We start from the raw sequence: 11,685 nt of genomic DNA, 5'->3' as shown, positions 1-11,685 counted from the left end.
TCAACACTCCCTTCTAATAATCCGCTTATTACTACTATACATTTATTATCTTCTATAGGTGCTATAAATTGGGGCTTAGTCGGATTATTTAATTTTAATTTAGTCACACTTTTATTTGGCTCATTTCCAATTATTGTTACAATACTTTATATAATTATAGGCTTTTGTGGTGTATATTCTTTCCTTTGTTTAGGTAAACTATTCTGTAAACCCAGAATAGAAAAGGTGAAGCCAAGCTACACCCTTCTGCAGTCGGTGTCATACCGCGGCTTGACCGGCGTTGTTGCATGGCTCAAAAAATGCCCTCGATGTCATACCGTAGCTTGACCATGGTATCCAGAAAAACAATTAAAAATATCAATGTTATTGATATTTTTAACTGGATCCCGTGAATAAATCACGGGATGATAGGAGGAAAATCAAGCCATGCAACAACGCCGGTCAAGCCGCGGTATCTAAAAAATAACTAGAAATGCTAAAATATTTAGTATTTTTAACTAGACCCCGTGGTCAAGCCACGGGGTGACAATACGGCTAATCCACCTAACAGCTTCACTTGTGCTATAGCAGTTATTGCTGCTGTTTCAGCACGTAATATATTACTTCCTAAACTTACAGATTTTGTATTCTTATATGAAGCAAGAAGTTCCAGCTCATCATTAGTAAAGCCTCCCTCCGGTCCTACAATAATAGTTATATCACTATTACTAAGTGATGATAAAATTCGTGATATAGAATTTTCTTCTTTTTCATGTTCATTAGCATATAACATCAAATTATTATTCTCTTTAAGGTAATCTTGTATTGTAATAGCTTTTTCAATTATCGGGGTATTAAGACGTTCTGATTGCTCTGTCGCTTCAATAACACATTTCGTTAAACGTTCAATATTTACCGATCTAAATTGACACCGCCCAGTAATTAACGGAATAATTTTAGTTATACCGAGTTGCGTAGCCATATTTATTGCAAGCATTAATTTATCTTGCTTTATTATAGCAGCAGCAAGAGTTAACGCAGATTCTGTATACGGCTTTTTTAACTGTTTTTTAAGCCTAACCGATAGGTTATGCTTACCTATATCGGTAATTTGTGCTAAAAATTCTCCATCCGTACCGTTAAAGATACGCAAGCTATCATTTACTTTAAGACGTAGCACCGTTTTAACATAATGGACATGATCACCCGCTAATTCTATCTTGCTATTTTCAGCTAAATGACTATTAATATAGATACGGTTATACTTCATGCTTTAATATTATGGATGATAAAAAAGATAATAGACATCTTTCCAAACCAGCTTATAGAGAGGAATTTAAAGGAGACACTTCAGCTCGCACCGCAGCGTACACACTAGTACGTGAGGATGATAGTACCGGATCGACGTCTAAATTACCTCTAGAAGCGAAGTTTGTAAAGATGTCTAATAATATATCAAAAGAAGAAAATATACAGCTAAATTCACAAAGCTTTAGACAGGATGAATTTAAGAGTAAGTCTACGGAGCGTACTTACGTCCGTGAGTACAGACTTAACTCAAAAAATTCGCCTGTATCAAACTTTGTGAATGACGCTATACCAAAAGAAAAAGAAATCGGCGGCGTTAAAGGCTTAGAACCGACAAGATACGGTGATTGGCAGCATAAAGGTAAAGTAACTGACTTCTGATGGCTTTTTTCCAGCAAACAAAAATTTTACTCTATAAACCGCAAGAATTGTTTGATTTGGTCTGGGACATAAAATCTTATCCTAAATTCTTGCCTTGGTGTTCTGCTTCTAGAGTTATTTCAGAAGATAAATATGAGATCATTGCTGAGTTAGTAATTCAGTTAAAAGGCTTTTCAGAAAAATATAACTCACGAGTTACAAGCGAAATAACAGATGATGGAATATATTTGATTAATACGGTAGCTATTTCAGGACCTTTTGAATATTTAAAAAGTACTTGGCAATTTGTTCCATGCACAGCAGGAACTGAATTAAAATTCTTTATTGATTTTAAAATGAAGTCCGTAATACTGGATAAATTAATTGGTACTTATTTTACCAAAGCAACCGAAAAAATGATTATAGCTTTTGAAAAGAGAGCTAAAGAGGTTATTAAGAAATATTAATATTAATGCTTGACATTTGTTAATAAATACCGTATTTCATGGTAACTTAAGATATAAATAGGTTGAAAAACATATGGAAAATTTTGAATTTGTGAATAAAGCAGAAATTCCTACAAATGCTATAAATCATAAGGAATTTGCCCATTTAGGAGTAAATCTTGCATATAAGACAGATGATACAAATCGATACCTTGCAGAAGCATTAACGACAGATGGTAATCATCTAGTAGGTAGTGAATTTGAAATACTTGCTGCTTCTTGTGATAATGCAAATACAGCTCAATATGGTTATAAAGCTGTTGCATTTATAAATAAGGAAACTAAAGTTGTTCATATTGCTAGTGCCGGCACAAAAGCAGATATGAATGACGTATGGGATGATGCACTTATCACTTTCCATTATGCTCCTAATAAACTAAAAACGGCTCAAAAATTTGTTGATGAAGTAATTGAAAAAATAGGCGGGATTGAGAAAGCTGCAGAATATATTTTTGAGACTAGCGGTCATTCACTTGGAGCAATAGTTGCGGATTTAACCGGCGTAGAATTACATTCTCGTAATTTAAATTTTAATAAATCCGTAACCTTTGACAGCCCAGGTTCACAAGAAGTAATTAAATACGCTATAAATCAAGATTTATTTACCGGAAAAGTAATAACTCTGCTAGAAGAGTTAGCTAAACATTCCGAGGTATATAATGCAAAACCTAATATTATTAATACTACCAATAATCATGCCGGTAAAATAAACTTAGTTCTACCGAAAGTAAATAATATCGAGAAATCAGAATCATCAAAAGCAGGAGGATGGGGAACATATTTATATAATATGGCTGGCTCTGCCGCTTACAAAGCTGCAGAATATCTAGGTATTAATAAAATGGTTGAAGGATTAAATAATCATAAGCTAAAGAATTTTGCTGATTTAAAAGATCATGCTGTTTTACCTATAGCCGATTGGAAAGAACAAATATTAGAAAATAACGAAGATACTCAAAAACTTAAAGCTATTCCATCTAGCGGCAAGGACGTATATTTACTAGATACCACTAGAATTACTGATGATGAATATACTAGTATAGTTGGAGTAGATGTGTTCCATTGGGCATATAATGATTTGCAACAATCTTGTGCTATGGAAGTTGAACAAATAGGCAATATAAATAATAATTTAATATCAATGATATGTTAGAGTATGTTGTTTTTGGTATTGCTAGACTAGCACGCAGTGGGGCTAATACTATTTCAGACATAGTAGAAACTTGTAAAAACACTATTGATACTATTTCAAATACAACTCCGGAAGTGATAGAAGCACCTAACCTAGAGTCAAAAGATATTGAAGACGAATGGGTAGAAGTATCTCTAATAGGAAAGTAAATTTTTATACTTTAATTACAATCTAAATTATCATCAATTATTGATAAATAGTTGATGTTTTTTACTTTAAGCCACTCTATAAATTTTTAATCTACTGTGTCTTACAGAATATTTTAAAACAAATTCATATTCTACATCTTAACAAACATTAACTAATTAGTTGACTTTTATTTCAAATTACCATAAAATATGGTTACAGATTAAAAAAGAGGTAGATATGTCTACATACAAAAATTCTAAACATATTAGCACTAAAAAACTTGCTTATATAGGCTTAGACCTCGCATATAAAACAGATGATTTAAATGTTTATAATCTAGAAGCATCTAAGGTCAATGAACAATTAACAGATAGCGGCTGGGAAATACTGACTGCTTCATGTGATTATGTCAGCACTGCTAAATATGGTTATAAAGCCGTCGCATTTATAAATAAAGAAACTAAAGAAGTTCATATTGCTAGTGCAGGCACAAAATTCAATATATATGATTTATTAGATGACTTGCTTATCGCTCTTCACTATTTACCTACTAAACTAACTCCGCTTCAGGATTTTGTTAATGAAGTAATTAACAAATTAGGCGGCTTAAGTAAAGCCACGGAATATAGTTTTAATACTAGTGGTCATTCACTTGGAGCGATAACTGCAGATTTAACTTCAGTAGAAATACATTCTCGCAACTTACATTTTAATAAATCTACAACTTTTGACAGCCCCGGCTCAAAACCGATAATTGAAAGAGGCATAGAAAAAAATTTATTTACCGGGAAAGTAACAACTCCAATAGAAGAATTAGCTACCCATTCCAAGATATATAATGCAAAACATAATCTTATTAATATTACTAATAAGCATTTGGGAAAAACAACAATGGTACTTCCTGGTAAAAAAACAGGACTATCACAATCAGAAGAATGGGCATCATATTTATATAATTTTGCCAAACAAAAAGTTACAAAATACTTAGGAATTAATGGAATAGTCGAAGGCTTTGAGGAAATAATAGCCGGAATCAGTAAACATGGACTTGTTAATTTTTCTGATTTAAAACAGAATATTACTTTAACCGTAGATGATTGGGAAGCAGGAACACAAGAATATGCTAAAAATACTCTAAATTTAAAAAATAATTCATATAATCAAATAGTTGAAACTGAAACCGGAGCTAATTTAGTTGGGATGTATAATAATTTTCAAAGCTGCAGTCAAGAATACGCTCAGGAAGTTAAAACAACAGGAGATATAAGTGGTTATCATCTATGTCCTCTAGTATATTAAAGGCGGAAACCACCTTTCGCCTTTAATATTGATTAGACTTCTTGCAAACGCTCGCTAATAAAGAGGAATTTGTAGGAGACACGGAAGCGCTTGCCGCCGCAGCGTACACTTTAGTACGTGAAGATGCAAGTAGGCATTGCCCGCGTGGATACTGAAGATCGTCATTGCGAGGAGACGTTGTTACGTGGATACCGATGTCATTCCTGCGAAAGCAGGAATCCAGCATAAAGCGAGCTTTTAATTTCAAAAATTTTCTGTATTTATACTTTTTTCTGGATTCCCGCTTTTAGCAGCCTTGTTGCATGGCTCGGTAAACCCCACTATGTCACCCCGTGGTCAAACCACGGGGTCCATAAAAACAATAAAAAATATTAATAATTTAGTATTTCAAGCTGGATCCCGCGACTTGATCGCGGGATGACAAGAGTGAAGTTGAGCCATGCAACAATGCCGCTTTAGCTAAGAATGACACAAAGAGCATTTACCGGTCCACGCAACAATGCCATGCGAGTCTAGGCTCGACGCACAAATTACCCTTAGAAGCAAGTTATGCAAGAAGTCTATTATTTTTTATTTAGAGCAACTAAATAGATTTCCGTAGATTCGCTGCGGCTGGATGAAGGTTTAAAATGTTTTACTGTCCTAAATTCACGTTTCACTTTATTTAACAATTCGTTTTCTGCACCGCCACGAAAGATTTTAGCAATAAAATGACCGGAGGGTTTTAATACTTTTAAAGCAAATTCAAAAGCTTGCTCACATAAAAGTAAGGTTCTTATATGGTCTGTAGCTTTATGACCTATGGTATTTGATGCCATATCACTCATTACTATATCAGCTTTACCGTCTAAAGCCTGAATAATTAATTCTTCCGTATTTTCTTCAAAAAAGTCTTTTTGAAAAAACTCAACTCCGGCAATAGGTTCGATTTCTAACAAATCGATAGAGATTATTTTATTATTTAGGCTGTTATCCGAAGCTTTAATAAGCTTGGAAGCTACTTGACTCCAGCCCCCAGGAGCTGCTCCTAGATCAACAATTTTCATGTTAGGATGAAAAAGTTTAAATTTTTCATGGATTTCAAGTAGTTTATATGCAGCTCTCGACCTAAAGCCTTCTATACGTGCTTTTGCAACATACGGATCGTTTAATTGGCGTCTAAGCCAATTACTAGAAGAGACGGTACGTTTTTTAGAAGTCTTAACTCTAACGAATTTATTTCTATAACCGCTTAAATTATTTGTCATGAAATTTTATTATTTTCTTGAGCTATTTTGTCTAATATTGAATTCACAAAACCAATCTCGTGTTCATTTAACATATCATTTGCTATGTCCGTATATTCGTTGATTACTACTTTAGCAGGAGTAGTAGGGCAAAATAATAGCTCACATATACTAACCCGCAATAAAGCTCGGAGTAAGATCGGCATATGTGCAGGATCTTTATCATTTGTTAAATGATTGTCGATAATTTCGTCTAGTTTATTAATATTTTCAAATACTGACTTTACCAGCATTTTAAAATGACTTATACTTAATGATATTTTTAAATTCTCAAGTAAAGCTGTTGTAGAATTATTATTTTGATAAAAAGAAAGTACATTTTGCATGATATCATCCATATCGTCGTTATTTTGCAATATGTTTTGATAAATAGCTTGCACTGCTGTAATACGTGCAATCGACTTTTTATTAATTTTATTTGAACTCATAGAGAAAAGAAATTTAAAATTTAATTTTCGTCATTGCAAGTGAGTATTACGTTCAGTGTCATCCCGTGGCTTGACCACGGTATCCAGAAAAAAAATAAAAAAAGACTGGATCCCGCTACAAGTGAGCTAGAATGACATTAAGAAACTCAAACCCTACAACAATATCACTCACAACAACGAAATGATATCTATAACCTTGCAATTTATACCTTAAAATAATTTATTAGTAAACTTATAAAAAATATGAAAATGCATAGACGAAGTTTTATTTGGAAAAGAGCAAGGCACTTTGAAGCTTATAATCACAACATAGATATACTAGGTGAGGATTATAAGCGAAAAGTAACGCCGCCAATTTTTCAAATAAAACGAGTATAATTTATGCTATCTATAATCGGATTTATTATAACCATCAGCATCTTGGTATTTATCCATGAATTTGGGCATTATTGTATTGCTAGATATTTTAATGTAAAAGTTGAAGAATTCTCGATAGGTTTCGGTAAAGAACTAATAGGCATTACCGATACAAGAGGAGTTAGGTGGAAGATTTGTCTTATACCGCTTGGCGGTTATGTCAAGATTTACGGCTATGATCGCAGCCTTATGGATAAGACTAAAGAAGTTAACGAAAAAGTAGCTTTTTATGCTAAATCTTGTTTAGAACGTTTTTTAATAGTTGCGGCAGGTCCGTTAATTAATTATTTGCTTGCCGTAATAATATTTGCAGGTTTTTATTGGTACTTTGGAAAAACAGAGATTCCTCCTATAATAGGTGATGTAGTAGCTTCATCACCGGCAGAGAGAGCAGACTTAAGAGAAGGAGATAAAATTGTTAAGGTTAACGATAAATCTGTTAAAGATTTTGGGGACGTACAGAGAGAGATATTAATTAACGGCTTTAGCTCTTCTACTTTAACTATAGAAAGAAAAAGTGAAGAATTTACCGTTAATATAATGCCTCAAGAAATCATTATATCGCCTCCCGAAGAAAAGAAAATTAAGAAAACTCTTCGCATCGGTATTATAGCTAAAAATGAACCTATTCATACTAAAATAGGAATTTTAGGGGGATTTTGGGAAGCTATTAATACTACTATAGATATGTCTGCTTTAACTCTAAAAGCAATATCGCAAATGATTGTAGGAAAACGTTCATTCGATGAGATAGGAGGACCAGTAGCTATTGCTAAAGAGTCAGGAAAATCTATAGCTGGTGGAACCCAAATGTATCTATTATTTATAGCAATGCTTTCCGTTAATTTAGGATTACTTAACTTACTACCTATACCGGTACTTGACGGCGGACATTTGATATTTATACTCTATGAAGCAATTACCGGTAGATTACCGAATCATAAAACTAAAAATATTTTATTACAATTAGGAGCGGCAATAATAATTTTTCTTATTATAATCTCTGTTTCTAACGATATACAAAATTTATTTTCCTAAATTATAGATTTGCTTGCTCTCGTTTATATTATCTACTATAGTGGAGTACATTAATTACGTTTAAATGCACCTGTCATCCGGTGGCTTGACCACGGGATCCAGTTAGAAATATCAAGATTATTAGTATTGTTTTTTTGGATACCGTGGTCAAACCACGGTATGATATCGTATTTAAACATTAGAAATTTAAATTAAATATTAAAGAAGGTTTTAGGTGAAAATCAGATCAATTAGTAAGTTAACAATTTTATTATTAACGATTTTTTATTATCATATTTCATTAGCTGACTCTGTAATTCGTAAAATAACTATCGAAGGTAACCATAGGGTTGAGCGTTCTACTATTGAGAGCTATTTAAAGCTTAAGGTAGGAGAAACCTATAATAATTCTAAAGAAGATGAAGCAATAAAAAATTTATATGCCACCTCACTTTTTAGAAATATAAATATGTATATAACGAATGAGGGTAATTTAATAGTTAACGTTACTGAAACTCCTTTTATAAGTAGCGTAGTATTTAGCGGTAATTCTAAAATCAAAACTAATATGCTCGCTAAAGAAATTTATACAATGTCTGGCGAATCTCTTAGCCAAGCTAAAATTGAATTAGATGTAAAGAAAATATTAGAAATTTATAAACGTAGCGGACGTTTTGCTACTACAGTAATACCTAAAATCGAAAATTTAGAAAACAACAGAGTTAAGGTTATTTTTGATATAGCAGAAGGACCAAAAACCGGTATTAAATATATTTATTTTAGCGGTAATGAAAATTATAGTGATTCAGAACTTAAATCTATTGTTTTAACTAAAGAATCTCGTTGGTTTCGTTTTTTAGAAAGTAACGATACTTACGATCCTGATAGAGTCGAATATGATAAAGAATTACTGAGAGAGTTTTATCAATCTGTAGGTTTTGCAGATTTTAGAGTAATTTCGGCATCGGCAGAACTCAATAATACTAAAGAATATTTCACCCTTACCTATTCCATTGAAGAGGGAGAAAAATATAGCTTCGGTAATATTACAATAGACAATAAATTAACTAATATAGATATAACACCGCTTAATAAAATTGTTAATATTAAGCAAGACAAGGTTTTCAATATGAAAAAGGTTGATGATATAGCTGAAAAAATCGAAGAATATTTTACAGCAAACGGTTACCCTGTAGTAAATGTTTATCCGGACATAATGAAAAGTGCTAATCATACTGCAGATATTAAATTTATTATTGAGAAAGCTGATAAGGTTTATATTAATAAAATTAATATTATTAATAACCTTAAAACCGAAGACCATGTTATAAGAAGAGAATTTAAAACAGAAGAAGGTGACATAATTAACCGTTCATATATTGAAAAAGGTGAGCGTAACCTTAGAAATTTAGATTATTTTGAGAAAGTAGCAATTAGCTTAGCTCCGACTAAAGCTAAAGATAAATATGATGTTAACGTTGAAGTTGATGAAAAATCTACTTCCTCTATAGGTTTTGATTTAGGATATAATACTGCTGGCGGTTTATTCGGGCGTTTCTCTTTCTTAGAGCGTAATTTAGTCGGTACCGGTAAACTACTTAATGCCGGTGTACAAGTAAGTAAAAACAGTACAAGCTATTACGGCGGTATTACCGAACCCCACTTTTTAGATCGTGATTTATCGCTTGGCGTAAATGCTTTTAGAAACTATACCGGACGCGGTGCTAGTGTATTAAATACAACCGATCAAAGCTATAAGTTACACTCTATAGGGGTTAAAACTTCTCTTGGCTATGAAATTAAAGAGGATTTAGGTCACGAAATAGATTATTTAATTAAACGTGATATTTTAAGTGCCACGAGTCCATCAAGCTCAATATTCTTAAATGAGCAGATGGGAAGATTTATTACTTCTGCTATAGGACATACTATTACTTATGATCAAACCGATAATAAAATTGTTCCAAAGAACGGTTATTTAGTAAGCGGCACCCAAGAATTTGCCGGCGTTGGAGGTGATAACAAATATATAAAACATGAAGTTGACGGTAAATATTATAAATCTTTCATACATAACAAACTTACTTTAAAATTATCTGCTTCCGGCGGTGATATTGCAGGGCTTGGAGGAAAAATTATTAGAATTTCCGATCGCTTTAATTTAGGTGATTATAGTTTAAGAGGCTTTGCGAGCGGTGGTGTAGGACCTCGTGAAAAGGTCACTAATGAAGGACTTAGCGGTGAGCGATATTACACATTCTCAACAGAGCTTAATTTCCCAACACCTGTACCTGAGGAATTTAATTTAACCGGTGCAGTCTTTATGGATTTAGGAAGCGTATGGGGAGTAGGTCTAAATAAGAAACAATATCAAACTCCAAACGGTTTTTATAACGATAAATCGCTTAGAGCTTCCGTTGGTTTCGGCTTTATTTGGGTAACACGTTTTGCACCGATCAGAATGGATTGGGGTTTCCCGGTTAAGAAGAAGAAATATGACGATACGCAGCATTTCCATTTAAGATTTTCAACACATTTATAAAAATGCTGATTGTAAACATTGTCGCATAGTTCTATGTCATTCCTACGAAAGCAGGAATCCAGTAAAACAACCTTAATAATTGGATAAAAATTACATAGTTTCTTATATGCTTACTTGGATTCCTGCTTTCGCAGGAATGACATATCTCAGCCTTGCCGATGTAGCTCAGCTGGTAGAGCGGCGCATTCGTAATGCGTAGGTCTGGGGTTCAAATCCCCACATTGGCACCATTTTCCAAATAAAATTATAGCCCTATTTTGTGATAGACAGGTAAAACCTGATACACTAATAATGTGTAGAACAACGCATTCGTGTCATACCGTGATCCCTTCACGGTATCCAGAAAAATAACTTAAAATACTAATAATGATAAAAGTAAAAGAAACGGAAGTACCTACTAACTTAGAAACAATAAAAAGTTTTGAAAAATTGATTCAAGCTAGATTACCTGAAAAACATAAAGAATGGTTATTAAAATATAATGGTAAAATTATAAAATAAGGACATTAGTTATGATAGTTAACGAAGAAGAGTTTAAAAAACAACCTGATGTGATTAATCTTCCAGAATGGGAAAAATCTTTCTACTATATAATAAATGTAGGGCATTATGAGAATTATGATGAAGCAATGGATTTTATTATCAAAAATTTGAAGAATCCTGAAGAATTAATACAAGCTGCGGCACTTCAAGCTTTAGGAATCTTAGCATATAGGTTTAGCAATATTAAAGAAAAATTAATATTACCTATTTTGTTTAATAATTTAAATAGTAAAAGTGAGAGAATATTATATGAAACTAAGGATACTTTAGAGCAAATTACTTATCATATAATAAGTTTAAGAAGAGAAATTTATTTAGAATATTTTAAAAATAGAATCGATTTTTTTACCAGAAAAATTTTAAAAAGATATACAGATAAAGCACTAATGTACTCCTTAAGTAATGAAGAAGAAAAAAAAGAGTTTATTTTAAGCTTTTGTCAAAATTCTTTAGATTATGATGAAGCGTTAGAGGCTTGCCGGTATTTTCTTGAAAAAAAAGAAAGTGAACAAATATATAAAACTGTTTTTCAAGGACTTAGTTATATAGTAATCAGATTCCAAAAAATAAATTTTGATATAATATTGCCGTTTATCAAAAAATTTATAAAGTTAGATAAAAGTTGTGTTCATATTTATACAGGCTCTTTTTTAGTTAACATGGAAGTGTTGAGAGATAA

Annotated in this window: 16 protein-coding genes, 1 tRNA gene and 2 pseudogenes; 15 read left to right on the top strand and 4 right to left on the bottom strand. The window is 32.5% G+C overall.

What is annotated here, in order from left to right; genetic code table 11:
• Nucleotides 1–231 (top strand): annotated as a pseudogene (locus tag SB78_RS08200) (DUF378 domain-containing protein); the annotation flags it as partial.
• 56 nt (nucleotides 232–287) lie between these two features.
• Complete coding sequence (locus tag SB78_RS09345; protein ID WP_146625034.1) at nucleotides 288–392, top strand: proline/betaine transporter; 105 nt, start codon at nucleotides 288–290, stop codon at nucleotides 390–392.
• 101 nt (nucleotides 393–493) lie between these two features.
• On the opposite strand, the gene SB78_RS04850 is transcribed toward SB78_RS09345, so the two are convergent.
• Nucleotides 494–1,249 (bottom strand): 16S rRNA (uracil(1498)-N(3))-methyltransferase, encoded by a 756-nt coding sequence (locus tag SB78_RS04850; protein WP_041078993.1) that lies wholly within the window; start codon nucleotides 1,247–1,249, stop codon nucleotides 494–496.
• Between the two features lie 11 nt (nucleotides 1,250–1,260).
• Here SB78_RS04850 and SB78_RS10175 point away from each other — a divergent pair.
• From SB78_RS10175 to SB78_RS11525, 8 genes and pseudogenes are all read left to right on the top strand, one after another.
• A pseudogene (locus SB78_RS10175) lies at nucleotides 1,261–1,449 on the top strand (palindromic element RPE1 domain-containing protein); the annotation flags it as partial.
• Nucleotides 1,432–1,668 carry a DUF1674 domain-containing protein gene (locus SB78_RS10170; RefSeq protein ID WP_241773754.1) on the top strand — a complete coding sequence of 79 codons (237 nt, stop codon included), beginning with the start codon at nucleotides 1,432–1,434 and terminating at the stop codon, nucleotides 1,666–1,668. The pseudogene SB78_RS10175 and the gene SB78_RS10170, both read left to right, overlap by 18 nt.
• Nucleotides 1,668–2,114, top strand: coding sequence for a type II toxin-antitoxin system RatA family toxin (locus SB78_RS04840; protein ID WP_041078990.1), 447 nt, complete (start codon nucleotides 1,668–1,670; stop codon nucleotides 2,112–2,114). Before SB78_RS10170 ends, SB78_RS04840 begins: the two co-directional genes overlap by 1 nt.
• A gap of 73 nt (nucleotides 2,115–2,187) precedes the next feature.
• Nucleotides 2,188–3,306 (top strand): DUF2974 domain-containing protein, encoded by a 1,119-nt coding sequence (locus SB78_RS04835; protein WP_041078989.1) that lies wholly within the window; start codon nucleotides 2,188–2,190, stop codon nucleotides 3,304–3,306.
• Entirely contained in the window at nucleotides 3,300–3,494 is a 195-nt protein-coding gene (locus SB78_RS04830) for an RP165 family protein (protein WP_041078988.1), read from the top strand. Before SB78_RS04835 ends, SB78_RS04830 begins: the two co-directional genes overlap by 7 nt.
• Nucleotides 3,495–3,711: 217 nt before the next feature.
• Nucleotides 3,712–4,773: a hypothetical protein gene (locus tag SB78_RS04825; RefSeq protein WP_041078987.1), complete on the top strand. Its 1,062-nt coding sequence runs from the start codon at nucleotides 3,712–3,714 to the stop codon at nucleotides 4,771–4,773.
• A 41-nt stretch (nucleotides 4,774–4,814) separates the two neighbouring features.
• A complete protein-coding gene (locus SB78_RS08190; RefSeq protein ID WP_146625033.1) occupies nucleotides 4,815–4,928 on the top strand; it encodes a palindromic element RPE1 domain-containing protein in 114 nt (37 codons plus the stop codon).
• A gap of 143 nt (nucleotides 4,929–5,071) precedes the next feature.
• The gene (locus SB78_RS11525; RefSeq protein ID WP_277813964.1) at nucleotides 5,072–5,194 is read left to right on the top strand and encodes a hypothetical protein; all 123 of its coding nucleotides are present in this window, start codon (nucleotides 5,072–5,074) and stop codon (nucleotides 5,192–5,194) included.
• A 142-nt stretch (nucleotides 5,195–5,336) separates the two neighbouring features.
• Here SB78_RS11525 and SB78_RS04820 read toward each other — a convergent pair whose 3' ends face one another.
• Both SB78_RS04820 and nusB read right to left on the bottom strand, forming a co-directional pair.
• On the bottom strand, nucleotides 5,337–6,020 hold the full coding sequence (locus SB78_RS04820; RefSeq protein WP_041078986.1) for an RlmE family RNA methyltransferase: 684 nt from the start codon (nucleotides 6,018–6,020) through the stop codon (nucleotides 5,337–5,339).
• Nucleotides 6,017–6,487: a transcription antitermination factor NusB gene (gene nusB, locus SB78_RS04815; protein WP_041078985.1), complete on the bottom strand. Its 471-nt coding sequence runs from the start codon at nucleotides 6,485–6,487 to the stop codon at nucleotides 6,017–6,019. Before nusB ends, SB78_RS04820 begins: the two co-directional genes overlap by 4 nt.
• A 381-nt stretch (nucleotides 6,488–6,868) precedes the next feature.
• Here nusB and rseP point away from each other — a divergent pair, with 381 nt between their 5' ends.
• On the top strand, nucleotides 6,869–7,942 hold the full coding sequence (gene rseP, locus SB78_RS04810; protein WP_041078984.1) for an RIP metalloprotease RseP: 1,074 nt from the start codon (nucleotides 6,869–6,871) through the stop codon (nucleotides 7,940–7,942).
• Nucleotides 7,943–7,992: 50 nt separating this feature from the next.
• Here rseP and SB78_RS11520 read toward each other — a convergent pair whose 3' ends face one another.
• Nucleotides 7,993–8,121, bottom strand: coding sequence for a hypothetical protein (locus SB78_RS11520; protein ID WP_277813963.1), 129 nt, complete (start codon nucleotides 8,119–8,121; stop codon nucleotides 7,993–7,995).
• A gap of 35 nt (nucleotides 8,122–8,156) precedes the next feature.
• Between SB78_RS11520 and bamA the strand changes: the two genes are divergently transcribed.
• The 4 genes from bamA to SB78_RS10160 form a co-directional block, all read left to right on the top strand.
• Entirely contained in the window at nucleotides 8,157–10,463 is a 2,307-nt protein-coding gene (gene bamA, locus SB78_RS04805; RefSeq protein ID WP_041078982.1) for an outer membrane protein assembly factor BamA, read from the top strand.
• 154 nt (nucleotides 10,464–10,617) lie between these two features.
• A tRNA-Thr gene (locus tag SB78_RS04800) sits at nucleotides 10,618–10,693 on the top strand.
• A 136-nt stretch (nucleotides 10,694–10,829) separates the two neighbouring features.
• Nucleotides 10,830–10,964: an SMI1/KNR4 family protein gene (locus SB78_RS10165; RefSeq protein WP_146625032.1), complete on the top strand. Its 135-nt coding sequence runs from the start codon at nucleotides 10,830–10,832 to the stop codon at nucleotides 10,962–10,964.
• Between the two features lie 11 nt (nucleotides 10,965–10,975).
• A partial coding sequence (locus tag SB78_RS10160) for a hypothetical protein (protein ID WP_041078980.1) occupies nucleotides 10,976–11,685 on the top strand: 710 nt, incomplete at its 3' end.

It is taken from the genome of Rickettsia asembonensis (assembly GCF_000828125.2).
Classification (GTDB): domain Bacteria; phylum Pseudomonadota; class Alphaproteobacteria; order Rickettsiales; family Rickettsiaceae; genus Rickettsia; species Rickettsia asembonensis.
This window is presented reverse-complemented; position numbering and strand designations above follow the sequence as displayed.

Excerpts from the sequence above, each read along its gene's own strand:
- SB78_RS09345 (WP_146625034.1), top strand. The coding sequence starts at position 288 with ATGGCTCAAAAAATGCCCTCGATGTCATACCGTAGCTTGACCATGGTA.
- SB78_RS04850 (WP_041078993.1), bottom strand. The coding sequence starts at position 1,249 with ATGAAGTATAACCGTATCTATATTAATAGTCATTTAGCTGAAAATAGC.
- SB78_RS04840 (WP_041078990.1), top strand. The coding sequence starts at position 1,668 with ATGGCTTTTTTCCAGCAAACAAAAATTTTACTCTATAAACCGCAAGAA.
- SB78_RS04835 (WP_041078989.1), top strand. The coding sequence starts at position 2,188 with ATGGAAAATTTTGAATTTGTGAATAAAGCAGAAATTCCTACAAATGCT.
- SB78_RS04830 (WP_041078988.1), top strand. The coding sequence starts at position 3,300 with ATGTTAGAGTATGTTGTTTTTGGTATTGCTAGACTAGCACGCAGTGGG.
- SB78_RS04825 (WP_041078987.1), top strand. The coding sequence starts at position 3,712 with ATGTCTACATACAAAAATTCTAAACATATTAGCACTAAAAAACTTGCT.
- SB78_RS04820 (WP_041078986.1), bottom strand. The coding sequence starts at position 6,020 with ATGACAAATAATTTAAGCGGTTATAGAAATAAATTCGTTAGAGTTAAG.
- nusB (WP_041078985.1), bottom strand. The coding sequence starts at position 6,487 with ATGAGTTCAAATAAAATTAATAAAAAGTCGATTGCACGTATTACAGCA.
- rseP (WP_041078984.1), top strand. The coding sequence starts at position 6,869 with ATGCTATCTATAATCGGATTTATTATAACCATCAGCATCTTGGTATTT.
- SB78_RS11520 (WP_277813963.1), bottom strand. The coding sequence starts at position 8,121 with ATGTTTAAATACGATATCATACCGTGGTTTGACCACGGTATCCAAAAA.
- SB78_RS10165 (WP_146625032.1), top strand. The coding sequence starts at position 10,830 with ATGATAAAAGTAAAAGAAACGGAAGTACCTACTAACTTAGAAACAATA.